The sequence below is a fragment of the Caballeronia sp. SL1002 genome (assembly GCF_057814995.1).
The window spans coordinates 232,804-258,641 of sequence record NZ_JBYMUW010000002.1; the positions used below are offsets into that span (position 1 = coordinate 232,804).

General features: G+C 63.9%; 24 protein-coding genes and 1 tRNA gene. 14 read left to right on the plus strand and 11 right to left on the minus strand.

Annotated elements, in window-relative coordinates; all coding sequences use genetic code 11:
* Positions 1-97 precede the first annotated feature (97 nt).
* The 3 genes from AC3D25_RS03980 to AC3D25_RS03990 all read left to right on the plus strand — a co-directional run bounded on the left by AC3D25_RS03980 (position 98) and on the right by AC3D25_RS03990 (position 2,849).
* The gene (locus tag AC3D25_RS03980; protein ID WP_488889585.1) at positions 98-778 is read left to right on the plus strand and encodes a FadR/GntR family transcriptional regulator; all 681 of its coding nucleotides are present in this window, start codon (positions 98-100) and stop codon (positions 776-778) included.
* Between the two features lie 136 nt (positions 779-914).
* Positions 915-1,934, plus strand: a complete 1,020-nt coding sequence (locus tag AC3D25_RS03985; protein WP_488887181.1) for a DedA family protein/thiosulfate sulfurtransferase GlpE — start codon at positions 915-917, stop codon at positions 1,932-1,934.
* A 117-nt stretch (positions 1,935-2,051) separates the two neighbouring features.
* Entirely contained in the window at positions 2,052-2,849 is a 798-nt protein-coding gene (locus AC3D25_RS03990) for an alpha/beta fold hydrolase (RefSeq protein WP_488889586.1), read from the plus strand.
* Between the two features lie 87 nt (positions 2,850-2,936).
* Here the strand turns inward: AC3D25_RS03990 and AC3D25_RS03995 are convergent.
* The 4 genes from AC3D25_RS03995 to AC3D25_RS04010 form a co-directional block, all read right to left on the minus strand.
* A tRNA-Met gene (locus tag AC3D25_RS03995) sits at positions 2,937-3,013 on the minus strand.
* Between the two features lie 95 nt (positions 3,014-3,108).
* Positions 3,109-4,767 (minus strand): MFS transporter, encoded by a 1,659-nt coding sequence (locus AC3D25_RS04000; RefSeq protein WP_488887182.1) that lies wholly within the window; start codon positions 4,765-4,767, stop codon positions 3,109-3,111.
* Positions 4,768-5,000: 233 nt separating this feature from the next.
* Positions 5,001-6,578 (minus strand): sensor histidine kinase, encoded by a 1,578-nt coding sequence (locus AC3D25_RS04005; protein ID WP_488887183.1) that lies wholly within the window; start codon positions 6,576-6,578, stop codon positions 5,001-5,003.
* A gap of 7 nt (positions 6,579-6,585) precedes the next feature.
* Positions 6,586-7,320: a response regulator gene (locus AC3D25_RS04010; RefSeq protein WP_488887184.1), complete on the minus strand. Its 735-nt coding sequence runs from the start codon at positions 7,318-7,320 to the stop codon at positions 6,586-6,588.
* Positions 7,321-7,550: 230 nt separating this feature from the next.
* Here AC3D25_RS04010 and recA point away from each other — a divergent pair, with 230 nt between their 5' ends.
* From recA to AC3D25_RS04050, 8 genes are all read left to right on the plus strand, one after another.
* The gene (gene recA / locus AC3D25_RS04015; RefSeq protein ID WP_488887185.1) at positions 7,551-8,621 is read left to right on the plus strand and encodes a recombinase RecA; all 1,071 of its coding nucleotides are present in this window, start codon (positions 7,551-7,553) and stop codon (positions 8,619-8,621) included.
* 539 nt (positions 8,622-9,160) lie between these two features.
* The gene (recX, locus tag AC3D25_RS04020; protein WP_488889587.1) at positions 9,161-9,889 is read left to right on the plus strand and encodes a recombination regulator RecX; all 729 of its coding nucleotides are present in this window, start codon (positions 9,161-9,163) and stop codon (positions 9,887-9,889) included.
* A 226-nt stretch (positions 9,890-10,115) separates the two neighbouring features.
* Positions 10,116-10,757, plus strand: coding sequence for a DUF2889 domain-containing protein (locus AC3D25_RS04025; protein WP_488887186.1), 642 nt, complete (start codon positions 10,116-10,118; stop codon positions 10,755-10,757).
* Positions 10,758-10,898: 141 nt separating this feature from the next.
* Complete coding sequence (sucC, locus tag AC3D25_RS04030; RefSeq protein ID WP_488889588.1) at positions 10,899-12,080, plus strand: ADP-forming succinate--CoA ligase subunit beta; 1,182 nt, start codon at positions 10,899-10,901, stop codon at positions 12,078-12,080.
* 120 nt (positions 12,081-12,200) lie between these two features.
* Entirely contained in the window at positions 12,201-13,082 is an 882-nt protein-coding gene (gene sucD, locus AC3D25_RS04035; protein ID WP_488887187.1) for a succinate--CoA ligase subunit alpha, read from the plus strand.
* Between the two features lie 199 nt (positions 13,083-13,281).
* Positions 13,282-13,992 carry a TerC family protein gene (locus tag AC3D25_RS04040; RefSeq protein ID WP_488887188.1) on the plus strand — a complete coding sequence of 237 codons (711 nt, stop codon included), beginning with the start codon at positions 13,282-13,284 and terminating at the stop codon, positions 13,990-13,992.
* A 179-nt stretch (positions 13,993-14,171) separates the two neighbouring features.
* Positions 14,172-14,759, plus strand: coding sequence for a pilin (locus tag AC3D25_RS04045; RefSeq protein WP_488887189.1), 588 nt, complete (start codon positions 14,172-14,174; stop codon positions 14,757-14,759).
* 183 nt (positions 14,760-14,942) lie between these two features.
* On the plus strand, positions 14,943-16,751 hold the full coding sequence (locus AC3D25_RS04050; RefSeq protein ID WP_488887190.1) for a PglL family O-oligosaccharyltransferase: 1,809 nt from the start codon (positions 14,943-14,945) through the stop codon (positions 16,749-16,751).
* A gap of 90 nt (positions 16,752-16,841) precedes the next feature.
* Here the strand turns inward: AC3D25_RS04050 and moaC are convergent, their stop codons facing one another.
* A complete protein-coding gene (gene moaC, locus AC3D25_RS04055) occupies positions 16,842-17,318 on the minus strand; it encodes a cyclic pyranopterin monophosphate synthase MoaC (protein ID WP_488887191.1) in 477 nt (158 codons plus the stop codon).
* 198 nt (positions 17,319-17,516) lie between these two features.
* On the opposite strand from moaC, the gene AC3D25_RS04060 reads away from it, so the two are divergent.
* Positions 17,517-19,367, plus strand: coding sequence for a M48 family metalloprotease (locus AC3D25_RS04060; RefSeq protein WP_488887192.1), 1,851 nt, complete (start codon positions 17,517-17,519; stop codon positions 19,365-19,367).
* A 51-nt stretch (positions 19,368-19,418) separates the two neighbouring features.
* Here AC3D25_RS04060 and AC3D25_RS04065 read toward each other — a convergent pair whose 3' ends face one another.
* The 6 genes from AC3D25_RS04065 to AC3D25_RS04090 all read right to left on the minus strand — a co-directional run bounded on the left by AC3D25_RS04065 (position 19,419) and on the right by AC3D25_RS04090 (position 24,136).
* Positions 19,419-20,003: a DUF2946 family protein gene (locus AC3D25_RS04065; RefSeq protein ID WP_488887193.1), complete on the minus strand. Its 585-nt coding sequence runs from the start codon at positions 20,001-20,003 to the stop codon at positions 19,419-19,421.
* Positions 19,996-21,057 carry a hydrolase gene (locus AC3D25_RS04070; RefSeq protein ID WP_488887194.1) on the minus strand — a complete coding sequence of 354 codons (1,062 nt, stop codon included), beginning with the start codon at positions 21,055-21,057 and terminating at the stop codon, positions 19,996-19,998. The genes AC3D25_RS04065 and AC3D25_RS04070 overlap by 8 nt, the downstream gene beginning before the upstream one ends.
* A 41-nt stretch (positions 21,058-21,098) precedes the next feature.
* On the minus strand, positions 21,099-21,545 hold the full coding sequence (locus AC3D25_RS04075; RefSeq protein WP_488887195.1) for a nuclear transport factor 2 family protein: 447 nt from the start codon (positions 21,543-21,545) through the stop codon (positions 21,099-21,101).
* A 173-nt stretch (positions 21,546-21,718) separates the two neighbouring features.
* Positions 21,719-22,771 carry a lipopolysaccharide heptosyltransferase II gene (gene waaF / locus AC3D25_RS04080; protein ID WP_488887196.1) on the minus strand — a complete coding sequence of 351 codons (1,053 nt, stop codon included), beginning with the start codon at positions 22,769-22,771 and terminating at the stop codon, positions 21,719-21,721.
* A gap of 173 nt (positions 22,772-22,944) precedes the next feature.
* Positions 22,945-23,139, minus strand: a complete 195-nt coding sequence (locus AC3D25_RS04085; RefSeq protein ID WP_488887197.1) for a zinc-finger domain-containing protein — start codon at positions 23,137-23,139, stop codon at positions 22,945-22,947.
* Positions 23,140-23,215: 76 nt separating this feature from the next.
* Positions 23,216-24,136 carry a branched-chain amino acid transaminase gene (locus tag AC3D25_RS04090; protein ID WP_488887198.1) on the minus strand — a complete coding sequence of 307 codons (921 nt, stop codon included), beginning with the start codon at positions 24,134-24,136 and terminating at the stop codon, positions 23,216-23,218.
* 330 nt (positions 24,137-24,466) lie between these two features.
* On the opposite strand from AC3D25_RS04090, the gene AC3D25_RS04095 reads away from it, so the two are divergent.
* Both AC3D25_RS04095 and AC3D25_RS04100 read left to right on the plus strand, forming a co-directional pair.
* Entirely contained in the window at positions 24,467-25,246 is a 780-nt protein-coding gene (locus tag AC3D25_RS04095; RefSeq protein ID WP_488889589.1) for an AzlC family ABC transporter permease, read from the plus strand.
* Positions 25,243-25,566, plus strand: coding sequence for an AzlD domain-containing protein (locus AC3D25_RS04100; RefSeq protein WP_488887199.1), 324 nt, complete (start codon positions 25,243-25,245; stop codon positions 25,564-25,566). The genes AC3D25_RS04095 and AC3D25_RS04100 overlap by 4 nt, the downstream gene beginning before the upstream one ends.
* Positions 25,567-25,838: the final 272 nt, after the last annotated feature.

The following is a 25,838-nucleotide window of genomic DNA, read 5'->3' on the forward strand; positions in this document are numbered from 1 at the left end:
TTCGGACGAGTTTCGCGCGGTTTTATGTGATTGGCCGGGCGCGAACATCAACGATAATCCGGCCTCGTCTCCGCCGTTACTCTATTAGAAGGAGCCCATCATTCAGCACGACCTGCACGGCCGCGTCGCCTACGAACTGGCCACATCGATTCTGCGCGGCGAGTTCGCGCCCGAGGCGACGCTGCCGCGCGAGCCCGATTTGATGGCGCGTTTCGGCGTGAGCCGGACCGTGTTGCGCGAGGCGTTGCGAACGCTGACGTCGAAGGGATTAATTGAATCGCGGCCGAAAGTGGGGACGCGGGTGCGCGTGCGTACCGCCTGGAATCTGCTCGATGCCGATTTGCTCGAATGGTATTCCCGAGTCGCGCCGCCGCTGGAATTCGCGCTGAAACTGCAGGAAATGCGCGAGATGATCGAGCCTTACGCGGCGGCGCTCGCGGCGGGAAATCACGATGACGCGAGCCTCGCCGCGCTGCGCGACGCGCATCGCGCGATGGCCTGCGCGCAGCACGTCGACGAATGGGTGCGCGCCGATCTGCGCTTTCATATCGGCGTGTTGAGCGCGTGCAGCAACGAATTGCTGATCCCGCTCGGGACGCTGATCGAACGCACGCTCGAAGCGCAACTGCGCCTCAACGCGAAGCGCGCCGGCGTCTTCAACGCGTCGCTGGCCGAACACACCGCCGTATTCGACGCGATCGTCGCGCGCGACAGCGTCGCCGCGCGGCGCGCCATGGCAAATCTTCTCGGCGTCACGCGGGGCCGGATCGAAGGATAAAACCTTTTCCAATCAACGACGTGGACCGTTTCTGCGTGCTCCATTCCCTTGAGCCGTGCGCAGCAGCATTCTGTAGTTCGCGATAAAGTTCGTTTTTAGCGCTTACAGCATCTGATTCAGATCAAAGGAGTTCGCAATGCCGCACGTTCCGACGTCGCTCGTCGCGTCCTGGGGCGCGTGGGCCGTGTTCGTGAGCGTTCTCGCCACGCAACTGGGCGTGCCGATCCCCGCCGCGCCGATGCTGATCCTCGCCGGCTCGCTGATCGCCGCCGGGCTCGGCTCGTTCTGGCACACGCTGGCGGCGGCGGTGATCGCCGTGCTGATCGCCGATTCGCTGTGGTTCGCTGCTGGACGGTTGTATGGCCGCCGCTTCCTGAACTCGCTCGTCCGTTTTTCGCTCTCGCTCGACAGCACGCTGCGCATCGCGCGCAACTGGTTCGAGCGCTTCGGCGTGCCGCTGCTCGCGGTATCGAAATTCGTGCCGGGACTCGGGCTCGTGTCCTCGCCGCTGCTGGGCACCACGCAGATCGAACTGCGCGTGTTCGTATTTTGGGATATCGTCGGCGCCGCGCTTTGGGCGACCTTCTGGATTCTCGGCGGCGCGGCGCTGCGCGAAGAAGTCGCCGCGCTTTTGATGCTCGTGCGCGAACACGGCGTCACCGTGCTCGACGTGCTAGCGATTGCGGCGGTCGCGTTTCTTGCATATCGCTGGCTGCGCCGTCTTCAATTTCGCCGCTGGCTCGCCAAGTATCGGATCACGCCCGACCAGCTCGACGCCATGATGCGTTCGCCGACGCCGCCCGTGATCTACGACGCGCGACCCGCCGAAATCCGGCGCCGAGAGCCGTATCGGATTGCCGGCGCGATTGCGCTCGATTTGCGCTCGCCGGAGAAGATCGACGGCTTATTGAATGCGCGCGAAGTGGTGGTTTATTGCGTTTGTCCCAATGAAGCGACGGCGAAAGCGATTGCGAAACGCCTTCGCACGAAAGGATTCACCAATGTGCGTCCGCTGAAGGGCGGTCTGGACGCGTGGGAAAAACTTGGCTTCCCGGTCGAACCGATACCGTTCGAAGCGTCCGCGCCGAGCCGCGATTACGACGACCACAGGCCGCTCGACGGCATGGTGACCGTGCGCGCCACGGCGGCGGACTAAAAATTTATAAAGAAGCAGGATAAAGATGGTTTCTCACTTTTTTGCGGCGCTCATTCGATGAGCGATTTTTCCGCGTTGTCTCCCGATCGCCTTTTCGGCCTTCCCGCGCCCTCCGTCATGGTCTTGCCGGACGGCGCTCGCGTGCCGTTCGTGAGTGTCGGCGAGGGCGAGACGATTCTGTTTATCCACGGCTCGCTATGCGATTACCGCTACTGGAAACCGCAGATTGCGGGTTTGTCGGCGCGGTATCGATGTGTCGCCGTGAGTTTGTCGCATTACTGGCCGGCGGCGTCGGATGAGCCGTTCGGCTGGCGGCGGCACGTCGATGAAACGGCGGCGTTTATCGCCGAGCTCGGCGATGGGCCGGTGCATGTGGTCGGGCATTCGCGCGGCGGCTGCGTCGCATTTCATCTGGCTGCGAGCTTTCCGGAGCACGTGAAGTCGTTGTTGCTCGCCGATCCGGGCGGCGCGGTTGCGCGTGCTGGAACGGCGGCATCGGCGTCGGCATCGACGCCGTTGAATCCGTTGCGCGCGCGCGCGGCGCAGTTGATCGCGGATGGCGAGGTGGAGGCGGGGCTGGAATTGTTCGTCGATTCCGTGAGCCGTCCGGGATTCTGGGCGCGCAGCCCGCGCGAATTTCGCGCGATGGCGACCGATAACGCCGCGACGCTCGCGTTGCAGTTCGGCGATCCGCTGCCTGCTTACACGTCCGACGATGCCGCGAAGGTGAGGTGTCCGGCGCTGTTGATGGAAGGCGAGAAGAGCCCGCGCATGTTCCGCGATGTGGTGACGGCGTTGAGCGGGTGGATCGTTGGCGCACAGCGGATGACGATCGAAGGCGCTTCGCACGGGATGAACGTGACGCACGCGGCGCGGTTTAATCGCGCGGTGGAGGGGTTGGTGCGGGGCGGGTGAGGTTTGTCGGGGCTGATGCGCTTGCGCCGTCCTCGTCACAAAGCAAAAAGCCGCTGCTTCTTTCGAAGCAGCGGCTTTTTTAACTACTGGTGGCGAATCAGGGATTCGAACCCCGGACCTGCGGATTATGATTCCGTCGCTCTAACCGGCTGAGCTAATTCGCCTAAGAGAGCAAGATTATGGAGATAGACACCAACCCTGTCAACCCCCGGCTCAGCAATTTCCTACAGACAAAGCGCCGAAGTCCGCGAACACATCGTCAGTCCTGCTCGTACACGTTCGAATGACGCGTGTCCTTCACGAACAGCATGCCGATCACGAACGTCGCCAGCGCAATCGTGATCGGATACCAGAGGCCCGAGTAGATATCGCCCTTGGCCGCGACAATCGCGAACGCGGTCGCCGGCAGGAAGCCGCCGAACCAGCCATTGCCGATGTGGTAAGGCAGCGACATCGATGTATAGCGGATCCGCGCGGGGAACATTTCCACGAGCATCGCCGCGATCGGTCCGTACACCATCGTCACGAAAATCACGAGGATCGTCAGCACGACAATCGCCATCGGCCAGTTGATCAGCGCTGGATCGGCTTTGGGCGGATAACCCGCCGCCTTGAGCGTGCCGGCGAGCGATTTGTCGAAGGTCGCGCCGAGCGCTTTCGCGTCGCCGGACTTGCCGTCGTAAGTATCCACGACCGTTTCGCCCACCTTGATCTGCGCCTGCGTGCCGGCCGGCGCCGCGACGTTTTCGTAGTTCAGACCGGCTTTCGAAAGCGCGCTTTTCGCGATATCGCACGAACTCGTGAACTTCGACGTTCCCACCGGATTGAACTGGAACGAGCACTGGCTCGGATCGGCGATCACCACGATCGGCGACTTCATCGTCGCCGTTTCAAGCGTCGGGTTCGTGTAGTGCGCGAGCGCCTTGAACAGCGGGAAATACGACAGCGCGGCGATCAGGCAACCCGCCATGATGATCGGCTTGCGGCCGATCCGATCCGACAGCGAGCCGAAAAACACGAAGAACGGTGTGCCGATCAACAACGCCGCCGCGACCATGATGTTCGCGCTCGTGCCGTCCACCTTGAGCGTCTGCGTGAGGAAGAAGAGCGAATAGAACTGGCCCGTGTACCAGACCACGGCCTGACCCGCCGTCAGCCCGAACAGCGCGAGCAGCACGATTTTCAGGTTCTTCCACTGGCCGAACGCTTCGGTCAGCGGCGCCTTCGACGTCTTGCCCTCGGCCTTGATGCGCTCGAACACCGGCGATTCATGCAGTTGCATCCGGATCCACACCGAAATGCCCAGCAGCACGATCGACGCGATGAACGGCACGCGCCAGCCCCAGGCGCCGAACTTTTCTTCGCCGATCATCGTGCGTACGGCCAGGATGACGAGCAGCGAGATGAAGAGGCCGAGTGTGGCCGTCGTCTGGATCCACGCGGTCCACGCGCCGCGCTTGTTGGCGGGCGCATGTTCGGCCACGTAGGTCGCCGCGCCGCCGTACTCGCCGCCGAGCGCGAGGCCCTGCAGCAGCCGCATCGCGATGAAAATCACCGGCGCGGCGATGCCAATGGACGCATAACCCGGCAGGAAGCCGATCACGAACGTCGAAAGTCCCATGATCACGATGGTCACGAGGAACGTGTATTTGCGGCCGACCATATCGCCGAGACGCCCGAACACGATCGCGCCGAACGGACGCACGGCGAAACCCGCCGCGAAGCCGAGCAGCGTGAAGATGAAGCCGGCCGTCGGATTCACGCCCGAGAAGAAGGTTCGGCTGATGTAGACCGCGAGCGAACCCGCCAGATAAAAGTCGTACCACTCGAACACCGTGCCGAGCGACGAGGCGAAGATGACCTTCTTCTCCTCGCTCGTCATCGGCGCGTGGGAAATGCGCCCTTCAACCGTAGCCATGAATCGTCTCCTGATTTTGATATTCGAATGCGGTCGGCGTGTGGTGTTGACCGTGCATCGATTATTGGAGCGAAAACTTACGGCGTTCTGACGCGCGGTTCGCGGCCCGGATTAAGCTAAAAGCGTCGATATTTTCGCTTATTCGCGTAACGTCCCTTCATTGTGTCGTTTTCGCCGCGTAACGGGTGTCTTTGAGAAATCGTGCGGGAGGGCGATGCGCCGTAAGCTCAGGGTTAATCCCCGGCAGGATAAACCCGCTGCAAACCCACGCGGACGAGCGTTCCGGCCCTGCGTGGCGTTTCGCTGTACACGTGATCGTCGATGTCGAGGGTGCCGCCATGCATGCTCGCGATCTCGCGGACGATCGCAAGTCCGAGTCCGCTGCCGTCGCCTTCGCGCCCGAGAATCCGGTAAAAGCGCTCGACCACGCGCTCGCGTTCGGCGGGCGGAATACCGAGGCCCGTGTCTTCCACTTCGAGATAAACCACGCGCGAGTTCGTTTCGTCCGTCCGTACGCGGACCGTGATCCGGCCGCCGGCGGGCGTGTAGCGGATGGCGTTGTCGATGAGATTCGACAGCATTTCGCGCAGCATCACCGTGTTGCCCTCGACTTCGACCGGATACGCGGGTTCTTCGTAGCCGATGTCCATCTGCTTGGCGAGCGCGGGCTGCACCCAGTCGCGCACCGCGAAGCGCGCCAGATCGGTCAGTTCGACGCGCGAGAAAACCTGGCCGCTCGCCCGGTTTTCGGCGCGGGCGAGGGCGAGCAATTGTGTGACGAGCCGCGCGGCATGTTCGGAACTGGTCGCGATCTGTTCGAGCGAGCGGTGTACTTCCGCCGGCGCGTCCTGCCGCAACGCAAGCTCCGCCTGCATCCGCAAGCCGGCGAGCGGCGTTTTCATCTGATGCGCGGCGTCGGCGATAAACCGCTTCTGCAACTCCATGTTCTGCGCGAGCCGCGTCAATAGATCGTTGAACGACGCCACCAACGGCGCGATTTCGGGCGGCGCGCGCCCGGCTTCGAGCGGCGAGAGATCGTCCGGACGACGCGCGCGGATGTTCGATTGCAACGCGTGCAGCGGCGCGAGACCGCGCGAGAGTCCGAACCAGACCAGCACGATCGCGAGCGGCAGGATCACGAACTGCGGCAGGATCACGCCCTTGATGATGTCGTTGGCAAGCTGGCTGCGTTTGTCGAGCGTCTCGGCTACCTGCACGAGCACGGGCTGGACGGCGGCGCGGCCCGGCGTGGCGGCGGACGCCGCGAGCGTCGGCATGTCGACTGTCGTGTAGGCCACGCGGATATCGTTGCCGCGCAGCACGTCGTCCCGAAATTCGACGAGGCCCGGCTGAGGACGGTCGTCGTCGTGCGGCAGCGGCATGTCGCGGTCGCCGCTCACCAGTTCGCCGCGCGTGCCGAGCACCTGGAAAAACACGCTATCGACGTTATCCGCCCGCAGGAAATCGCGCGTTGCGTCGGGCAAGCGAAGCTCGGCGACGCCGTTTATCGGCTGAATCTGGCGCGCGAGCACGTAGGCATCGGCTTCGAGCGCGCGGTCGAACGGCCCGTTCGCGATCGACTTGGCGACCAGATACGTGACCGCGATGCTCATCGGCCAGAGCAGCAAAAGCGGCGCGAGCATCCAGTCGAGGATTTCGCCGAACAGCGAGCGCGGATGCGGCGCGCTGTCCGGCTCCAGTTCGTCGGGCGGCGCGAACGGATTGGCGTAGCGCGCGTCGCGGGTGGCGTCGGGATCGGCGGACGGCGAACGGGGCGCGGCCGCGCGCTCGGGGGAAGCGGGCGACGCCATGAGCGGTCTACTTATAGTGAGGGCTGGCGGGGAGCGGTTCGGGCGCCGGGCTTTCGGTCACGGCTGGTGCGTTCGCCGCCGCTTTTTCGAGGCTGTAGCCGAGGCCGCGCACGGTCATGATGCGCGCGCCGCCCGGTTCGATTTTCTTGCGCAGCCGGTGGACATAGACTTCGATCGCGTTGTTGCTGACTTCCTCGCCCCACTCGCACAGGTGGTTGACGAGTTGCTCCTTGGAGACGAGCCGGCCGACGCGCTGGAGCAGCACTTCCAGCACGCCAAGTTCGCGCGCGGACAATTCGATCACCTGCTCGTTGATATAGGCAATTCGGCCGACCTGATCGAACGACAGCGCGCCGTGCCGCACGACGGTCGGACCGCCGCCCGCGCCGCGCCGCGTGAGCGCGCGCACGCGGGCTTCGAGTTCGTTGAGCGCGAACGGTTTCGCCATGTAGTCGTCGGCGCCGAGGTCGAGGCCTTTCACCCGCTCGTCCACGCTGTCGGCGGCTGTCAGGATGAGGACGGGCATCTGCGAATTGCGGGCGCGCAGGCGTCGCAGGACTTCTAGGCCTGACATGAGCGGCAGGCCGAGATCGAGGATCAGCAGGTCGAAAGTCTGCATCGAAAGGGCGCTATCGGCCTCGACGCCGTGCTTCACGTGATCGACGGCGTATCCCGATTGGCGGAGTGATCGAATGAGGCCGTCCGCGAGTATGCTGTCGTCTTCGGCAATGAGGATTCGCATCGTAGTGTGCGCAAAAGGCATTGCCGGCACCGCATTTCGCCCGGCGCGGCGGTCTCCAGGTGTTCTCGTGGTTTTCACGCGGTTCGCGAGGCGCATTAAAATGCAGCGCCCCGACAATCGGGCTTGCAAAAACCACTGTTTTTTTATACAGTGTCTGAATTCAGTGCGCTGGATGGGCCGAAGCCCGCGCGCACGCCTCGGACGCCGTTCATCATAGCAAAGGACGATTCATGGAAGAAAGCAAGAAAGGCCCGGCTGGCATGACTCCGGAAAAGAGCAAGGCGCTGGCTGCCGCGCTTTCCCAGATCGAAAAGCAGTTCGGCAAAGGGTCGATCATGCGTCTCGGCGCGGGCGAAGTGGTCGAGGATATTCAAGTGGTGTCCACCGGCTCGCTCGGGCTGGATATCGCGCTGGGCGTCGGTGGTTTGCCGCGCGGGCGTGTCGTGGAAATCTACGGTCCGGAATCGTCGGGCAAGACCACGCTGACGCTGCAAGTGATCGCGGAAATGCAGAAGATCGGCGGCACGGCGGCGTTTATCGACGCGGAACACGCGCTCGACGTCCAGTACGCGCAAAAGCTCGGCGTGAACGCGTCGGACCTGCTGATTTCGCAGCCGGACACGGGTGAGCAGGCGCTGGAAATCGCAGATGCGCTGGTGCGTTCGGGCTCGATCGACATGATCGTGATCGACTCGGTTGCGGCGCTCGTGCCGAAGGCTGAAATCGAAGGCGAAATGGGCGACTCGCTGCCGGGCTTGCAGGCTCGTCTGATGTCGCAGGCGCTGCGCAAGTTGACCGGCACGATCAAGCGCACGAACTGCCTGGTGATCTTCATCAACCAGATCCGCATGAAGATCGGCGTGATGTTCGGTAATCCGGAAACCACCACGGGCGGTAACGCGCTGAAGTTCTACGCGTCGGTGCGTCTCGATATTCGCCGTATCGGTTCGATCAAGAAGAACGACGAAGTGATCGGCAACGAAACGCGCGTGAAGGTCGTGAAAAACAAGGTTTCGCCGCCGTTCCGCGAGGCGATCTTCGACATTCTGTATGGCGAAGGCATCTCGCGTCAGGGCGAAATCATCGACCTCGGCGTGCAGGCGAAACTCGTCGACAAGGCGGGCGCCTGGTACAGCTACAACGGCGAGCGGATTGGTCAGGGCAAGGACAACGCGCGTGAATTCCTGCGCGAAAATCCCGAGATGGCGCGTGAAATCGAGAACAAGATTCGCGAGTCGCTCGGCGTCAATGCAATGGCCGAGGCGTTCGCGCCGGGCGTCGAAGTTGCGGACGAAGAGTAAGAGCGAGATAGCGGACGATCATGCGCAAGAGCCGGTTTGGGTCATCGAAAGTCGGCGGTAGCTTTAGCCGCCGTGATGACCGGAACCGCACATCGAGCGACGGTGACGGTGACGGTGACGGTGAGGCGAGCGCAGGCAGCTCTGCGGAAGCTGGAGCCGAAACCGAAACTGGCGATCGTTACGAACGAAGCAGCGAAAGAACGTATCCGAAATCGGGGGGCTTCTCGCGTAGTTCAGCGGGAAATTCCTTCGGGCGTTCTTCGGGTAGCTCTTCGGGTAGCTCTTCGGGTAGCTCATTTGGAAAACGCGCCGGCACAGAGCGATCTGTGCCGGCGCGTCGCATTTCTGGCGACGCGTTCGCGCGCGACGAATCAGGCGGGCGCACCTTTGGGCGGGATGGCGCACTTGGCGCGGCTCGGCACGCGGGAAACGCCGGCGCTCCTGCAAATCTCGTGGAAGGCGATGCAGATGCCAATGTCCGTCCGGAAACCAGTGCGGAAAAGCTGGCGAGAAACGAGCGATTGGAACGCGCCCGAAAGATGGTCAGCGAAGAGCTGAGCCTAAAGGCCCAACCCGCGACCGCGACCGCTCGCGCGCCACGAAGCGCGTCGCCGCACGAAGGCATGGCCCACGCCAATCCTTTCGACGAAGCCGACCCGTTCGAGCCCTTCGAACAATGCGCGCCCGCCCCGGAAGCACAACCGCCCGACGCCGAGCCCGAATTTGTCGAAGCTGTTTATAGCCGTTCTGCCCCGGGCCGCCGCAAGGCGCCGAGCGCCCGGGACGTGAATCCCGAAGCCAAGGCCAGCAAGCGTCCGCAGCGATCGCTGAAAGGTCGCGCGCTCGGTTATTTATCGCGTCGCGAATACAGTCGTGTTGAACTTTCGCGCAAGCTCGTGCCATTTGTCGAGGAAGCCGATTCGCTGGAAACGCTCCTCGATACGCTCGAACGCGAGGGCTGGCTGTCGAACGAACGGTTTGTCGAAAGTATCGTGCACAGGCGCGCCGGGCGGATGGGCGCAAGCCGGATCGTCAATGAACTTAAGCGGCACGCAGTGGGCGATACGTTGATCGAGGAAGTCGGCGTGAAGTTGCAGCAGACGGATCTCGCGCGCGCCCACGCGGTCTGGAGCAAAAAGTTCGGTCAGCCGCCCACAACTTCGGCCGAGCGCGCGAAGCAGGGCAGGTTCCTGGCGGCGCGGGGTTTTTCGAGCGGCGTGATCGTCAAAGTGCTCAAGGGCGGCGGCGAAGACGAGTTCGACGAATAGCCAGTCGGCCTCTCGTCCAAAGGCTTCCGGCCGCATTCAATCCCGTATGTCAGGACGCCGCGCGCCGCGTCGAAACCATGTTTCGAGCGTTGTCGCAGGCTTCCGTCTGCGACACTCTTCCGGGCGCACAACGCGCCGTAAGCCGTCGCGCATCAAACCCGCTCCAGCGACAAATACTCAGTATGCTAAAATTTAAGGGTTTTCCGATTCCGGCCTTCCATCCTGCATGCCGCTTACTCCAACCGTTTCCCGACAATTGCGCCACCGTCGCGCGATTCGGCTGGAAGCTTTCGAGCGCGAAGACGGTCTGTGGGACATCGAAGCCTGTCTAACCGATGAAAAGCCGCGCGATGTTCACCTCGCGTCGGGCGTCCGGCCTCTTGGCCTGCCGATCCATGAACTCTGGCTGCGCATCACCATCGACCGCAAGCTCACCATCGTCGACGCCAACGCGTCCTCGGAATGGGCGCCCTATGGCGGTCTCTGTGCAGCGTCGAATTCTGCCTACCGCGCGCTCGTCGGACTCAATCTCCTCCAAAATTTTCGCCGCGACGTCACTCGCCTTCTGGCGGGTACCGTCGGTTGCACGCATCTCACCGAGTTGTGCGCTGTCTTGCCGACAGCCGCAATCCAGGCATTTGCGGGCGAGGTCTGGGACACGAACAGCGGTGGTCCTGGCGGGGAGCGGGGTACTCAGTCCGAATCTCCCGATAAACCACCTTTTCAGCTTGGCCGATGCAACGCGTTGCGTTTCGATGGCGAAGCGGTCAGGCAGTTTTATCCGCGATGGTTTGCGAACGAGCGAGACGAGCGAGACGAGCGTAAGGCGAATGCGGAGAACGTAGAGAACTCGGGCGAGAAAACCTGACGAACCGCGGCTAACACGGAACATGCACGGAACAAGCCAGAAATCGGCCCGATCAGGCCAAGAATCTGCAAGAAAGAATCTGAAAAGAATCTGAAGAAACAAGCGGTTCAAGAAAACACGAAGTTCTATCCAACTCTCAGACTGAAGGAATCACGCATGAAGATTCACGAGTACCAGGGTAAGGAAATCCTGCGGAAGTTCGGCGTCGCGGTCCCGCGCGGCAAGCCCGTGTTCTCGGTGGATGATGCGGTCAAGGCCGCGGAAGAGCTGGGCGGCCCGATATGGGTCGTCAAGGCGCAAATTCATGCTGGCGGCCGCGGTAAGGGCGGCGGCGTGAAGGTTGCGAAGTCGCTGGAGCAGGTTCGCGAATACTCGAACCAGATCCTCGGCATGCAGCTCGTCACCCACCAGACCGGCCCTGAAGGCCAGAAGGTGAACCGCCTGCTCATCGAGGAAGGCGCGGACATCAAGAAGGAACTGTACATCGGCCTGGTGCTCGACCGTGTCTCGCAAAAAGTCGTCGTGATGGCGTCGAGCGAAGGCGGCATGGACATTGAGGAAGTCGCGGAAAAGACGCCGGAACTGCTGCACAAGTTCCCCGTCGACCCGGCAACCGGCCTGCAAGATGCGGACGCGGACGACCTCGCCCGCAAGATCGGCATTCCCGACGCATCGCTGCCGCAAGCGCGCGCCATCCTGCAAGGTCTGTACAAGGCTTTCTGGGAAACGGACGCCTCGCTCGCGGAAATCAACCCGCTGATCGTCACCGGCGACGGCAAGGTGATCGCGCTCGACGCCAAGTTCAACTTCGACGCGAACGCGCTGTTCCGTCACCCGGACATCGTCGCGTATCGCGATGTGGACGAAGAAGATCCGGCTGAAGTGGAAGCGTCGAAGTTCGATCTCGCGTACATCTCGCTCGACGGCAATATCGGCTGTCTCGTGAACGGCGCGGGTCTGGCAATGGCGACGATGGACACCATCAAGCTCTTCGGCGGCGAGCCGGCGAACTTCCTGGACGTCGGCGGCGGCGCGACGACCGAAAAGGTCACGGAAGCCTTCAAGATCATGTTGAAGAACCCGGGCCTGAAGGCGATCCTGGTCAACATTTTCGGCGGCATCATGCGCTGCGACGTGATCGCGGAAGGCGTGATCGCGGCGTCGAAGGCCGTGTCGCTGAAGGTGCCGCTCGTCGTGCGCATGAAGGGCACGAACGAGGACCTCGGCAAGAAGATGCTGGCGGATTCGGGTCTCCCGATCATCGCGGCTGACAGCATGGAAGAAGCCGCGCAGAAGGTGGTTGCGGCCGCCGTTGGCAAGTAAGCGCTTTACCCTGCGTAAAGCGGTTACGAGCGTTCCATAAGATACGAATGGCGGCGTTTTTCCGCGCGCCCGAGACATCGGGCGCGGGCGGGACGCCGCCAAACGAACAGAGGTCTATACATGTCGATTCTGATCAACAAAGACACAAAGGTCATCACGCAGGGCATCACCGGCAAGACCGGTCAGTTCCATACGCGCGCTTGCCGCGAGTACGCGAACGGCCGTGAGGCATACGTGGCGGGCGTGAACCCGAAGAAAGCCGGTGAAGATTTCGAAGGCATTCCCATCTATGCAAGCGTCGCGGAAGCGAAGGCCGAAACGGGCGCAACCGTTTCGGTGATCTACGTGCCGCCGGCTGGCGCGGCTGCGGCGATCTGGGAAGCGGTCGAAGCGGATCTGGATCTCGCGATCTGCATCACCGAAGGCATTCCGGTTCGCGACATGCTCGAGATCAAGGACCGCATGCGTCGCGAAAATCGCAAGACGCTGCTGCTTGGACCGAACTGCCCGGGCACGATCACGCCGGACGAACTGAAGATCGGCATCATGCCGGGTCACATCCACAAGAAGGGCCGTATTGGCGTCGTGTCGCGTTCGGGCACGCTGACGTATGAAGCGGTCGGCCAACTGACGGCGCTGGGTCTCGGCCAATCGTCGGCAGTGGGTATCGGCGGCGATCCGATCAACGGTCTCAAGCACATCGACATCATGAAGATGTTCAACGACGATCCCGACACGGACGCCGTGATCATGATCGGCGAGATCGGCGGTCCGGACGAAGCCAACGCGGCTTACTGGATCAAGGACAACATGAAGAAGCCGGTGGTCGGCTTCATCGCGGGTGTCACGGCGCCTCCGGGCAAGCGCATGGGCCACGCCGGCGCGCTGATCTCGGGCGGTGCCGATACGGCCGACGCGAAGCTGGAAATCATGGACGCCTGCGGCATCAAGGTCACGAAGAACCCGTCGGAAATGGGTCGTCTTCTGAAGTCGGTGATCTAAGCCGGCGGCGGCGTCCGGGTCGTCCGATCCGGCGCCGCGCCACAAGATTCGGCGCGAAGCGTCAGGGTTTGGTACTCTTACGGAACCCTTTCGCAAAAGTTGATTCTGAAGCGAGGGAGCGAATAGCTTCCTCGCTTTTTTATTTCCGGCGTCCACGCACGACAAGCGCTGGACGCAGCCGATTTCTCAGACGCCCGACATGCTCGAATTCTTCGCGACGCTCCATTGGGGCGCGGTGCTGCAAATCATCGTTATCGATATTCTGCTCGGCGGCGACAACGCCGTCGTGATCGCGCTCGCGTGCCGAAATTTGCCCGACGCGCAACGCACGCGCGGCGTCCTGCTCGGCACGCTCGGCGCGATCGTGCTGCGCGTCGTGCTGATCGCATTTGCCGTGGTGCTGCTGGACATACCGTTTCTCAAGTTCGTCGGCGGGCTGTTGCTGCTGTGGATCGGTATCAAATTGATGATGCCGGGTCACGACGATCCGCACGTCGCCGCGTCCGACAAGCTCTGGGCGGCCGTCAAGACGATCATCGTCGCGGACGCCGTGATGAGCCTCGACAACGTGATCGCCATTGCCGGCGCGGCCGAGGCGGCGGACCCGCAGCATCGGCTCACGCTCGTGATCTTCGGGTTGATCGTGAGCATTCCGCTGATCGTGTGGGGCAGCACGCTGGTGCTCAAGCTGCTTGACCGCTATCCGGTCGTCATCGCGCTCGGCGCGGGGCTGCTCGGCTGGATCGCGGGCGGGCTGATTATCGGCGATCCGTTTATCGACCGGTGGCCCGCGCTCAACACGCCGGCCGTCGAATACACCGCGCACGCGCTGGGTGCGCTCGTGGTGCTCGCGGCGGGCTGGCTGTTCCGCCGCCGCGCCGTCGCAACGGAGCGTCAGCCGCAGAGTTGAGCCGCAGAGTTGAGCCGCAGAGTTGAGCCGCATTCTTGCGCGTTAGCTTGGCGCTGGCGTTCACTTTCGCTTCACGTTAGCCATCCGGCTGACTGCCGCTCACGCGCACTGCTGAATAAGATTGAAGCGTCCGATCCGCATTGCGCGGCCGGGCGCTTTGTCCTTTTTGGAGTTCAGCGATGACGGTAATGGTGAGCGGTTTTGGCGCGGCGGAAACGTCGCGCGAGGTTAAGCGGCGCGACGCCGGCCGAGTGTGGTCGGGCTTTACGCTGATCGAATTGATGATCGTGCTGGCGATTGTCGGCGTGGTCGCGGCGTATGCGATCCCGGCGTATCAGGATTATCTGGCGAGAAGCCGCGTGGGCGAGGGCTTGTCGCTCGCGTCGTCGGCGCGGATCGCGGTGGCTGAAAACGCCGCGAGCGGTGGCGATCTCAACGGCGGTTACGCGTCGCCGCCGGGTACGCGCAACGTCGAATCGATTCACGTGGACAGCGACAACGGCCAGATCACGATCGCCTATTCGACGCGCGTCGCGCCCGCCGGCTCGAATACGCTTGTGCTCGTGCCGTCCGCGCCCGACAACGCCGACACGCCGACCGCACGAATCCCGCTCGCGAAAGGCGCGGTCCAGGCGGGCGCGGTGACGTGGGAATGCTTCGCGGCGGCCAAGGCGGCGTCGTCGTTGCCCGCGCCGGGTGCCGGGCCGTCGCCTTCGGACGCGCCGACACTGGCCTCGAATCTCGCACCGCCGGAATGCCGCGCCTGACATGAGCGATGTTGCCGGCAATGTCGGATAAGGGCAGTTGCCGGCAAAAAAACCCCATTCCAGGCCCGCGATTCGTACAAAAACGCCACATCCGCACGATTTGCACGGTTTTCGACACGGTGCGTCGGACAGCCCGGGTAAATTTTTGTATAGTGCGCCGGTTGCCGACGTTCCCGACCCCTCATGCCTTCAAACATCGCGCGTTATCTTTCCCTGGCTGCACTGTGTCTCGCCTTGACGATTCCCTACGCGGTCGTCAACCACACCTATCCGATTCCGACCTTCTACGCCGAGTTCTGCGCGTTCGCGCTTTACCTGGCGCTCGGTGCGACCGTTTTGCTGATGGTGAACGTGTCCGAGCCGCGTATCGCGTTCGCGTCGCCGATGGTTTCGCTGATGCCGCTCGCCTTCGGCGCGTTGCTCGCCGTGCAAACCGTGGTGTTGCCGGTCGCGCAGCCCTCGATGAACTGGCTTGGCGCGGGCTATCTGCTTTCTGCGTTCGTCGCGGTGCATACGGGTTTCGCCCTCGTGCGCGCCGGTCTCGCCGATAAAGCGATGCGCTGGGGCGCGGCGGCGCTGATGGTCGGCGGCCTGTTTGCGGTGTTTTGCCAGGTCGTGCAGCTGCTCCATCTCGAAGTGAAGTTCACGCCGCTCGTCGTCGCGTATAACGTCGCGATCGAGCGCCGGCCGTTCGGCAACATGGCGCAGGCGAACCATCTTGCGACCTATATCGCGTTCGCGATGGCGGCGGCGCTTTACCTCGTGCAGGCGCGGCGGCTGAATATGGTCGTGTGGCTTGTCGCATCCGCCGTTTTCGCGACGGGCCTCGCGCTCACCGTTTCGCGCGGACCGTGGCTGCAAATGGGCGTGATCTGCGTCGCGGGTTGGTGGATGGCGTTCGCGCTCGGCCGCGAGAAGGCCGAAGGATTCGCGGTTTCCGCGCGGCGCGATACCCGAGCGTGGCTGCTGCCGGTTGTGCTGGGCGTGCTGTTCGTCCTCGTGAACGGCGCGGTCCGGTGGGCGAACGTGCGCTATCACCTCGAACTCGGCCAGTCGGCGGCGGAGCGCATGCAGGACGCGAACCAGATCGCGCCGCGTCTCGCGCTCTGGAAATACGGCTGGACGATGTTCCACGAGCATCCGCTGCTCGGCGTCGGCTGGGGCGAGTTTCCGCGTTATCAGTTCGACATGGTGCGGGATCTGGGCGGCGTGGAGATCGCTAATAATTCGCACGATATCTTCATCGATTTGCTCGCTAAAACCGGGCTCCTGGGCGTCGGTATTCTGGTGCTCGGCATCGCGACGTGGTTCGTGCGCGTTGTGCGCGCCCCGCAGACGCCCGCACGCATCTTCGGGCTGGCGCTGCTCGGCGTGCTGCTGATGCACGCGTTGGTCGAATATCCGCAGCAGTACATGTTTTTCCTGATGCCCGCGATGCTCGTGATCGGTTTGCTCGAAACGCGTTCGCTGCGGCTGGTCGCGCGGCCCGTGTCGCTCGGTGTTTATACGGTGCTGGTGATCGGCGGGTTGGCATCGCTCTATCCGGTCATGCGCGACTACAACCGGTCGGAAGTGCTGTATTACGGCACGCGCCCGGCCGAGCAATACAACGCCGATCCGGCCTTCCTGTTCCGCGCGTGGGGCGAATACGGCGCGGCGACGCTGCTGCCGATGAATAGCCAGGATCTCGCGATGAAACTCGCGATGCACCGTCAGGCGATTGCGTTGCTACCGGGCGAGACCGTGTTGCGTCGTTACGCCGTGTTGCAGGCGCTGGCGGGCCAGCAGGACGACGCGCTGGATACCGTCGCGCGCCTGAAGATTTTCGCGATGGAACTGCACGACTGGCCGAAGCAACTGGCGGCGTTGTATCAGTTGATCGACGAGCAGGGGAAGACGCTCGCGGGCTTCAGGGCGAAGCTGGTGAAGCAATACGGCACGCCGTCGAAGGACAATTTCGAGCAGGACGACGATGAGGGTGATGACGAGTGAGCTGAAGCCGCTCGAAGCGTTCTCGTTGAATTGAAAAAGCCGTTCCGCGCTGCGCGGAACGGCTTTTTTATTTGTCGCGACGAAGCGACGTCACGTAGCCACCCAATCCCCCGACTTCCCCCCGCGCTTCTCTACCACATGCACATCGGTGATCCGCATCTCGCGATCCACCGCCTTGCACATGTCATAAACGGTCAGCAGACCGATCTGCACCGCAGTCAGCGCCTCCATCTCCACACCGGTTCGTCCCACCGTTTCAACACGCACTTCGCAATGCACGCCGGGCAGCGCGTCGTCCATGTCGAATTCGACGGCGACGCGCGTGAGCGCGAGCGGATGGCACAACGGAATCAGGTCGGCGGTGCGTTTCGCGCCCTGAATCGCCGCGATCCGCGCCACGCCGATCACGTCGCCTTTTTTCGCGTTGCCGCCGCGAATCAGCGCGAGCGTGTCGGGCTTCATCGCGATCGAACCGCGCGCGATCGCCACGCGCCGCGTCTCGCTTTTATCGCCGACATCGACCATGTGGGCGTCGCCCGCCGCGTCGAAATGAGTGAGTCCGGACATAATCTCTCCTGCCATGGGGCGCTTATGATACCAGCCGAAAAACGCGCGGTTCGGCGCGTAAAACCGGATCGCCTGGCCCGAAACCGCAAATCCGCCGAATTTCGCGCGGGCACACCCAATACTCGATAAGCACTTGATACGATAAGCCCGTTTCCCTCATCCCGCCGCTCGCGCGGCCGCGCTGTTTCACTGTTCGCCATGCGCCCGAAACGTCTTCTGACCGCCGTGCTGTGTGTATGTCTCGCCGTGCCGCCCGCGTCGTTCGCGCAGACGGCACCGCGAGCGGCGTCGTCCGCGGGCGCGAGTTCGAGCACAAGCCCGGGCACAGCGAACGTGTATTCATCCAGCGCGGCGGCGTTATCCCGCGATGCACCCGCGAATTTCGCCGATGGCGTCTTCGGCGTCTACGGCGGCGCGGATGCGCGCTTCGCCAACCGGCCGGGCGAAAAAGTCGGCATGCGCGCGCCGCTCAACGCGATGGAACTCCCCGATCTCGGCGACGGTTCGGGCGGCACGCTCACACCGCAAGCGGAACGGCGGGTCGGTGAACGCATGATGCGGGACCTGCGCCGCGAACCCGACTATCTCGACGACTGGCTGATGCGCGACTACCTCAACTCGATCGCATCGAAATTATCGACGGCGGCGGTGTCGCAATACCTCGGCGGCTATTTGCCCGATTTCGACCTGTTTCCGGTCCGCGACCCGCAGATCAACGCGTTTTCGATGCCCGGCGGCTTTATCGGCGTGAATACCGGGTTGATCGCGACGAGTCAGACGGAGTCGGAACTGGCGTCGGTGATCGGACACGAGATGGGGCACGTGCTGCAGCGGCATATCGCGCGGATGCTCGGCACGAGCGAGCGCAGTGGCTACGCCGCGCTCGCCGCGATGCTGCTCGGCCTGCTCGCGGGCGTGGTCGCGAGAAGCGGCGACCTCGGCATGGGGATCGCGATGAGCGGCCAGGCGTTCGCGGTCGACAGCCAGTTGCGCTTTTCGCGCTCGGCCGAGCACGAGGCGGATCGCGTCGGCTTTCAGATGCTGAGCGCCGCCGGCTACGATCCGTACGCGATGGCCACGTTTTTCGAGCGCCTCGACCGCTCGGCGATGGGCGACGCCGGCGTGCCGCCCTACGCGCGCACCCACCCGCTGACGGGCGAGCGGATCGCCGATATGGAAGACCGCGCGCGACGCGTGCCGTACCGTCAGCCGCGCCAGTCGTCGGAGTACGGTTTCGTGCGGGCGCGCGCCCGCGTGCTGCAGGTGAATTCCGCGAGCGATTATCGCGATATCGTGAGCCGCCTGCGTGCCGAAATCGACGATCAAACCGCGCTCAACGCCGCCGCGAACTGGTATGGCATCGCGCTCGCGCAGACACTGCTCGGCGATTACGGCCCGGCCGGCGAGTCGCTCGCCACGTCGCGCCGGCTGTTCGAAGGCGAACTGGCGAACGCGGCGCAGGCCGCCAGCGAGGTCAAAAACGAGGACGCTCAGACCCGCAGCTTGAGCCCGGAACCGGCGACCAACGCGGCGATCCGGATCACCAGCGCGAAGCCGATCAAACCAACGTCCATCGCGCCCGCCAGCCGGAGTTCACCGAGTCTCGACGTTTTGGCCGCCGAGATCGCGCGCCGTGCAGGTCGCGCGGACGAGGCCGTGCGTCTCGCGGATACCGCGCAGCGTCGCTGGCCGGCGTCGCACGCGGCGATCGAAACGCATTTGCGGGCGCTGCTGTCGGCGCAGCGTTTCGACGATGCGCGCACGCTCGCGAGAGCCGAGACCCGCGCCGATCCTGCGCAGCCGGACTGGTGGCGGTATCTGGCGGAAGCGTGCGTGGGCGCGAACGATCCGCTGGAGCAGCATCGGGCGATGGCGGAAAAATTCGCGCTCGACGGCGCGTGGCCGTCGGCGATCCGCCAGTTGAAGGAAGCGCGCGACGTGAAAAGCGCGAACTTCTACGATTTATCGACGATTTCAGCGCGTTTGCGCGATTTCGAATCGCGCTACAAGGAAGAGCGCGAGCAGGAAAAGGACGGCGGATTTTCCTGACCCGCGCCGACCCGCGCCGACCCGCGCCTGACCTGCGCCTGACCGCGCGAGCTAGGCCGCGGCCGCGAGCGCGGCAGGACTCGCGACAAAACCGAAGCGCGCGGCGACATCGGCACGGCGGATCGGCTGGAGCGGCAGATTCTGCGCGGCGCGCCAGTGGAACACGCCGCCCGCGCCGTCCGCGTCGAGCGTCGCGTGCTGCGCCAGCAAATCGAGATCGTGATCATGGAGCGCCGCCACGCGTGGCGGCATGGCGGCGTCCGAAAACAGCACGCCGCCGTCGTCGTCGATCCACGCTTCCGACGGCTCGAAGAGCGCGCCCGCGTGATCGGTGAGCGTCAGTTCGCTGGCGTCCGGGCTCAAACTCAAGCGCACGATCGTCGGCGTATACGCCAGTTCCACGTACACGCGCTGCGGGCCGTTCTGGAAAAACCACTGGCCGCGGGCGTCGTGCTCGTAGTTCCGATTGATGAAGCCGATCAGCGCCTCATGCCGGATCGGATCGCCCGATTCGCCCGCCGCTTGTACCGCGTCGTCGCGCATGCGCCACTGGCCGCGCCGGTCGAGCAGCAGCCAGCCGGTGCAATGCGGCACGTTCGGCCATTTGGCGAGCGCCTGCTTGACGAGTTCATCCATGGTCGGGGAATTGTTCCAGATAGCCGAAAACGCGTTGTGAAAGCCAGTCGATCCGCCCCGGAAACGGTCCGGTCATAAAGCCGACATGGCCGCCGTGATCGGGTTGATCGAGCGTGACGGCTTCCGAGACCTCGTGTCGCGACGGCAGCACGGAAGCCGGCAGGAACGGATCGTTGCGCGCGTTCAGGATCAGCGTCGGCACTTCGATATTCGGCAAAAGCGGGCGCGTGGTGGCGCTCGACCAGTAGTGATCGGTGTCGCGAAAACCGTGCAGCGGCGCGGTCACGGCGTTGTCGAACGCGTACATCGTGCGCGCGGCGAGCATCGCGTCGCGGTCGAAGAGGCCCGGGAATTGTTCCAGCTTGGCGAGCGCTTTCAGCTTGAGCGTCTTGAGAAAACTACGCGTGTATACGCGGCCGAAACCTTGCGAGATCGCGTGGCCGCCCGCGTGGACATCGAGCGGCGCGGAGATCGCAGCCGCCGCGTCGATCACCCGCGCCTCGCCCTCGCGTTCGCACAGCCAGCGCAGCAGCACGTTGCCGCCGAGCGAGACGCCCGCCGCGACGACCGGCCCGGCGTGCGTCGCCGCGAGCCGGCGCAGGATCCAGTCGACTTCGTTGCTGTCGGCAAGATGGTAGAAGCGCGGCAGCAGGTTCATCGGCCCGCTGCAACTGCGAAAATGCGGCACGACGCCGTGCCAGCCGCGTGCGTGCGCTTCGGCCATCAGGACGCGGGCGTAGTGGGAATCGGAACTGCCTTCGAGGCCGTGGAACAGCACGAAAAGCGGCGCGGCCGGATTTGCAGCGGTATCGAGCCAGTCGAGATCGATGAAGTCGCCGTCGGGCGTGTCCCAGCGCTCGCGCCGGTAATTCACGGCGGGACGACGGGCGAAGAGGGCGGGAACGATGGTTTGCGCGTGGCTGGTCGGCAGCCAGCGCGGCGCGCGATAGAGCCATTCCGCGAGCGGTTCGACCGGCACGGACGCCGCCTCGGCCCCACCCGGCGCGTGGTCGACGAAAGACGGACTGGACGGGATCAACGGATCACGTTTCATGGCGGCTCCCCTTCGGACGGCTTCTTCTCTTTACAGCGTGTTCAGTGCAGCGGACCCTTCCCGTGGCGCATCTTCGCGGCGAACTGGCCGGCGGCTTCGTCGGGCATCGGGCTCGCGTGGATATGCGCGATACGCCACTCGCCGCGCTCGTGCACCATCACGTAGGTCGTGAAGATCATGCGCGGCAGGTCGGCGGGATCGGCCGGCTGATGCGCTTCGGCAATCGCGTACACGACCGTGCCGAGACTGTCGTACACACGGATATCGAGCGGTTCGATCACGGTGTGCGCGGCTTCGAGCTGAATGGAAAGGCCCGCGCGAATATTGTCGAGCCCATGCAGATGCGCGCCGTCCGCGCTGATGCAGGTCGCGAACTCCTCGTCGATCCACAGCGCCATCACGCGGTCGACATTCGCCTCGGCGACGGCCTGATAGTAGGCGTTGAGGGTATCGGCGGCGGCTTCGAAGAGTCGGGCAAAACGTGGCATGGCTCGTGGGTCTCTGGCGTTCGGCGCGTCCCGCCACCCGCGTTTGCGGCGGCGGAACTCAAGCCGGGTCATGAATCAAAGCATGCCCCCGCTCGGGGACATTCGCGTGTCAGCGCCCGCACATTGCATTCGATTGCGGCCACGTCACGCAGTTGGAGCGGCCGCGTTCGAACCTAACGATGCGCGAGCAACATGCCCCGCAAGTCGCCGAAAACCTGTTCCGCGCTCAGTTCGCGCAGGCAGTTCAGATGGCCGAGCGGGCACTCGCGGGCGAAGCATGGACTGCACTCAAGATGCAGCCATTGTACCTTTGCGAGATCGGAGAGGGGCGGGGTGTGGCGCGGGTCGGTCGAGCCGAACACCGCGACGAGCGGGCGTCGCAGCGCGGCGGCGACGTGCATCAGGCCGGAGTCGTTGGTGACGACGGCGCTCGCGCGCGAGATCAGCGCGCACGCTTCGCCGAGCGATGTCTGGCCGCAGAGATTGCGCACATTCGACGCACGATCGGCGATAGCTTGCGCGACCGGCGCGTCTTTCGGCGACCCGAGCGCCACGATGCGCGCGTAAGGAAACGACTGCGCGACGAAATGCGCGAGCGCCGCGAAATGCTCGGGCGGCCAGCGTTTCGCCGGACCGTACTCCGCGCCCGGACAGAACACGACGAGCGGCGCGCGCGTGTCGAGATTGAAGCGCGCCGAGACGCGCGCCGCTTCGTTGAGATCCGTGTCGAGGCGCGGGACGGGAAGTTGCGTCTGGCCTTCGGCCGGTTGCGTCGCGAACGGCAGCTTTGCGCCCGGCGCGTAGGCGAGGGCGGCGTACTGGCCGACCATCGGCGGGCGCTCGCCTTTCGGCGGATTCTTGTGACGCACGTTGAGCAGGCCGTAGCGGCTTTCGCCGGTATAGCCGATCCTCAGCGGAATGCCCGCGAGCCACGGAATCAGCGCCGATTTCAGCGAATTCGGCAGCACGTAGGCCGCGTCGTAGCCGACATCGCGCAAATCGCTCGCGAGTTGCCAGCGGCGCAGCATCTGCAGCTTGCCGTGGGCGAGATCGGTCGCGTAGACGTCGTGGATTTCCGGCATCCGTTCGAGCACCGGCGCCACCCACGCGGGCGCGACGGCATCGATCACGATGCGCGGATGCAGCTTTCGCAGCAGCGAAAAGAGCGGCTGCGCCATCAATGCGTCACCGATCCAGTTCGGTGCAATAACCAACGCGCGACGCATCTAAGTAATTTCCGGTCTCAAAAAGAACGCGGCTCAGGCCATTGGGCGTGAGGGTTCAGTAATTAGAAGAACAACGAGAGGAACAGCGGTGCAGGCCGTTCAGACGACCCAAAGCGGGCCGCGCTTGCGCGACCCGCTCGGGGCATCGGACTTAAAGCCAGGCGGTGTGCCGCTCAGTGACCTTTGACGACTTCGCCGGCTTTCAGCTTGTAACGCGTGCCGCAATACGGACAACGCGCTTCGCCGTGCGTGACGTCGAGAAAAACGCGCGGATGCGTGCTCCAGCGCGGCATCGACGGGTTCGGACAGTACGCCGGCACATCCTTCGCCGACAGTTCCACCAGCGGCATTTCCTTCAGTTCGCTCATGAGGAATCTCGTTTGTTTCGTGTGGGGAGGCGCGCCGGTGAAGCCCACCGGCGCGCCGTGTCCGGCTTCGCCGCGTTCAGACCTTCGCGAGCCAGCCGGCGTATTTTTCGTTCTTGCCCGAGACGATATCGAAAAACGCGCTTTGCAGCTTTTCCGTGATCGGACCGCGCTTGCCATCGCCGATCGTGCGGTTGTCGAGTTCGCGGATCGGCGTCACTTCGGCGGCCGTGCCGGTGAAGAACGCTTCGTCGCAGGTGTAGACCTCGTCGCGCGTGATGCGCTTTTCGATCACCGGAATGCCGAAATCGCGCGCGAGCGTGATGATGGTGTCGCGCGTGATGCCGTCGAGGCACGACGAAAGATCCGGCGTGTAAAGCTTGCCGTTGTTCACCAGGAAGAAGTTCTCGCCCGAGCCTTCGGAGACGTAGCCGTCCACGTCGAGCAGAAGCGCTTCGTCGTAGCCGTCGGTCACGGCTTCCTGGTTCGCCAGGATCGAGTTCACGTACCAGCCCGATGCCTTCGCGCGGACCATCGACACGTTCACGTGATGGCGCGTGAACGACGACGTCTTCACGCGGATGCCCTTCGCCAGGCCGTCGTCGCCGAGATAGGCGCCCCACGGCCACGCGGCGATCGCCACGTGAATGGTGTTGCCCTTCGCCGATACGCCGAGCTTCTCCGAGCCGACCCAGATCAGCGGGCGGATATAGCACGACTCCAGCTTGTTCGTGCGCACGACTTCGAGTTGCGCGGCTTCGAGCGTGGCGTGATCGAACGGGACTTCCATCTGGAAGATCTTCGCCGAGTTGAGCAGGCGCTTCGTGTGTTCCTTCAGGCGGAAAATGGCAGTGCCGTCCGGCGTCTTGTACGCGCGCACGCCTTCGAAAACGCCCATGCCGTAATGCAGCGTGTGGGTCAGGACGTGGATGTTGGCATCGCGCCAGTCGATCAGCTTGCCATCCATCCAGATCTTGCCGTCGCGGTCGGCCATTGACATACGTGTTCTCCTAGCTCTCGTTGCAGGTAATGTGCGGGTTCCGGTCAGATGCGCCCGGCCTCGCGTGCGCGCGTCTGAAACGACGCGCGTATCGCAGTGCCGGCGCAGCTTTTCGCGGCGCGCCGAAAGACCGTCATTTTAGCGTCTTTTCGACGCAAAACGGGCAAGATCGGCCGTCTCGCGCCTTTCACGACGCTATAATTCGCCTTTCGCCGACGGCCTGCGATCCGTGCCGCGCACGCCCTATCAGCGCGGCTGTTCCATCGCGCGTTTCCCATTCTGCCGATGCGCCGCCGTCCGGCGCTGGTTCTTCCGTCAATGCTCGCGTCCATGCTCGACCGGCTGTCCGACCTTCAGCGCCGCGCCTTTTTCGACGGCGTCCGCACCTTTTCGCCCGCCATTCTCGCGACGTTCTCGTGGGGCCTCGTCACCGGCATCGCGATGAGCAAATCCGTGTTGAGCCTGCCGCAGGCGCTCGGCATGTCGATCGCGGTGTACGCCGGGTCGTCGCAACTCGCCGTGCTGCCGCTCTTCGCCGCGAAGTTGCCGGTCTGGACCGTGCTCCTGACCGCCGCGATGGTCAACTTGCGTTTCGTGATCTTCAGCGCCGGGCTCGTGCCGCATTTCTCGCATCTGCCGCTGTGGCGCAGGCTTCTGCTCGGGTATTTCAACGGCGACATCATCTATTTGATGTTCTCGAAGCGAAATTTCCCGACCACCCGCCAGCCCGGCAAGGAAGCGTTTTTCTGGGGACTTGCGATGACGAGCTGGTCGTCGTGGCAGATTTCGTCGATCGTGGGCATTTTGCTCGGCAGTCTCTTTCCCGACGACTGGGGCCTCGAGCTCGCGGGCACGCTCGCGTTGCTGCCGCTGATCGTCTCGGCGGTCGCGACGCGCTCGACGCTTGCCGCCGTGGGCGTCGCGAGTGTCGTCGCGTTGCTCGCGATCGACCTGCCGTACCGCTTTGGCTTGCCGCTCGCGGTGATCGCGGCGCTGGCGGCGGGAAGTATCGCCGATGCCGTTTTTGCCCGCATCGAACGCCGTGCGCCGCTGCCCGAGCCGGACGCGACGCCCCAGAACGCCGATTCCAAAAGCCGGAGCGCCCGATGAGCCCGCTCGAAACGTGGCTCGCGATCATCGGCATGGCGCTCGTGACCGCGCTCACCCGTGCGTCGTTTTTGATCGGCGGCGAGCGGCTGGTGCTGCCGCCGCGCGCGCAGCGGGCGCTGCGGTATGCGCCCGCGGCCGCGCTCGCGGCGGTGGTCGTGCCCGACCTGCTGGAAACGCCGCACGGCTTGTCGATCGGGTTGTCCAACCATGCGCTGTATGCGTCGCTCGTCGGCCTCGGCTGGTATTTGTGGCGCCGCAGCATGCTGGGCACGATCGTCGTGGGCATGGTGGTTTTCACGCTTTTGCGGCTGTTCGCCTGAGGTCGGAATGCTGCGCCGCCGCACGGCAGACCGCCGCTGATTCACGCGCCAAATACGCGTCATTCCGGATTCCAGGCCCAAAGCGGGCATGGGTATCGGTTAAAATGGCGCTCTTGCTGTCGCATCGAATGGGGTCGAACGTGTTTCCCGCAGTCATCGCGCTACCGCTCACAAATTCGCTGTCCCGCGCTCGGCGCTTCGCCGGACGCACGTCCCCGCATATCCGCTTCACCTCTGCTGCTTCCCCGGTTTCCGCCTTCCTCGTTGTCCCG

What these genes read in the sequence shown, in the direction of transcription:
- AC3D25_RS03985 (WP_488887181.1), top strand. Translation starts at nt 915, where the DNA reads ATGCCGCACGTTCCGACGTCGCTCGTCGCGTCCTGGGGCGCGTGGGCC.
- AC3D25_RS03990 (WP_488889586.1), top strand. Translation starts at nt 2,052, where the DNA reads ATGGTCTTGCCGGACGGCGCTCGCGTGCCGTTCGTGAGTGTCGGCGAG.
- AC3D25_RS04000 (WP_488887182.1), bottom strand. Translation starts at nt 4,767, where the DNA reads ATGGCTACGGTTGAAGGGCGCATTTCCCACGCGCCGATGACGAGCGAG.
- AC3D25_RS04005 (WP_488887183.1), bottom strand. Translation starts at nt 6,578, where the DNA reads ATGGCGTCGCCCGCTTCCCCCGAGCGCGCGGCCGCGCCCCGTTCGCCG.
- AC3D25_RS04010 (WP_488887184.1), bottom strand. Translation starts at nt 7,320, where the DNA reads ATGCGAATCCTCATTGCCGAAGACGACAGCATACTCGCGGACGGCCTC.
- recA (WP_488887185.1), top strand. Translation starts at nt 7,551, where the DNA reads ATGGAAGAAAGCAAGAAAGGCCCGGCTGGCATGACTCCGGAAAAGAGC.
- recX (WP_488889587.1), top strand. Translation starts at nt 9,161, where the DNA reads ATGGTCAGCGAAGAGCTGAGCCTAAAGGCCCAACCCGCGACCGCGACC.
- AC3D25_RS04025 (WP_488887186.1), top strand. Translation starts at nt 10,116, where the DNA reads ATGCCGCTTACTCCAACCGTTTCCCGACAATTGCGCCACCGTCGCGCG.
- sucD (WP_488887187.1), top strand. Translation starts at nt 12,201, where the DNA reads ATGTCGATTCTGATCAACAAAGACACAAAGGTCATCACGCAGGGCATC.
- AC3D25_RS04040 (WP_488887188.1), top strand. Translation starts at nt 13,282, where the DNA reads ATGCTCGAATTCTTCGCGACGCTCCATTGGGGCGCGGTGCTGCAAATC.
- AC3D25_RS04045 (WP_488887189.1), top strand. Translation starts at nt 14,172, where the DNA reads ATGACGGTAATGGTGAGCGGTTTTGGCGCGGCGGAAACGTCGCGCGAG.
- AC3D25_RS04050 (WP_488887190.1), top strand. Translation starts at nt 14,943, where the DNA reads ATGCCTTCAAACATCGCGCGTTATCTTTCCCTGGCTGCACTGTGTCTC.
- moaC (WP_488887191.1), bottom strand. Translation starts at nt 17,318, where the DNA reads ATGTCCGGACTCACTCATTTCGACGCGGCGGGCGACGCCCACATGGTC.
- AC3D25_RS04060 (WP_488887192.1), top strand. Translation starts at nt 17,517, where the DNA reads ATGCGCCCGAAACGTCTTCTGACCGCCGTGCTGTGTGTATGTCTCGCC.
- AC3D25_RS04065 (WP_488887193.1), bottom strand. Translation starts at nt 20,003, where the DNA reads ATGGATGAACTCGTCAAGCAGGCGCTCGCCAAATGGCCGAACGTGCCG.
- AC3D25_RS04070 (WP_488887194.1), bottom strand. Translation starts at nt 21,057, where the DNA reads ATGAAACGTGATCCGTTGATCCCGTCCAGTCCGTCTTTCGTCGACCAC.
- AC3D25_RS04075 (WP_488887195.1), bottom strand. Translation starts at nt 21,545, where the DNA reads ATGCCACGTTTTGCCCGACTCTTCGAAGCCGCCGCCGATACCCTCAAC.
- waaF (WP_488887196.1), bottom strand. Translation starts at nt 22,771, where the DNA reads ATGCGTCGCGCGTTGGTTATTGCACCGAACTGGATCGGTGACGCATTG.
- AC3D25_RS04085 (WP_488887197.1), bottom strand. Translation starts at nt 23,139, where the DNA reads ATGAGCGAACTGAAGGAAATGCCGCTGGTGGAACTGTCGGCGAAGGAT.
- AC3D25_RS04090 (WP_488887198.1), bottom strand. Translation starts at nt 24,136, where the DNA reads ATGTCAATGGCCGACCGCGACGGCAAGATCTGGATGGATGGCAAGCTG.
- AC3D25_RS04095 (WP_488889589.1), top strand. Translation starts at nt 24,467, where the DNA reads ATGCTCGACCGGCTGTCCGACCTTCAGCGCCGCGCCTTTTTCGACGGC.
- AC3D25_RS04100 (WP_488887199.1), top strand. Translation starts at nt 25,243, where the DNA reads ATGAGCCCGCTCGAAACGTGGCTCGCGATCATCGGCATGGCGCTCGTG.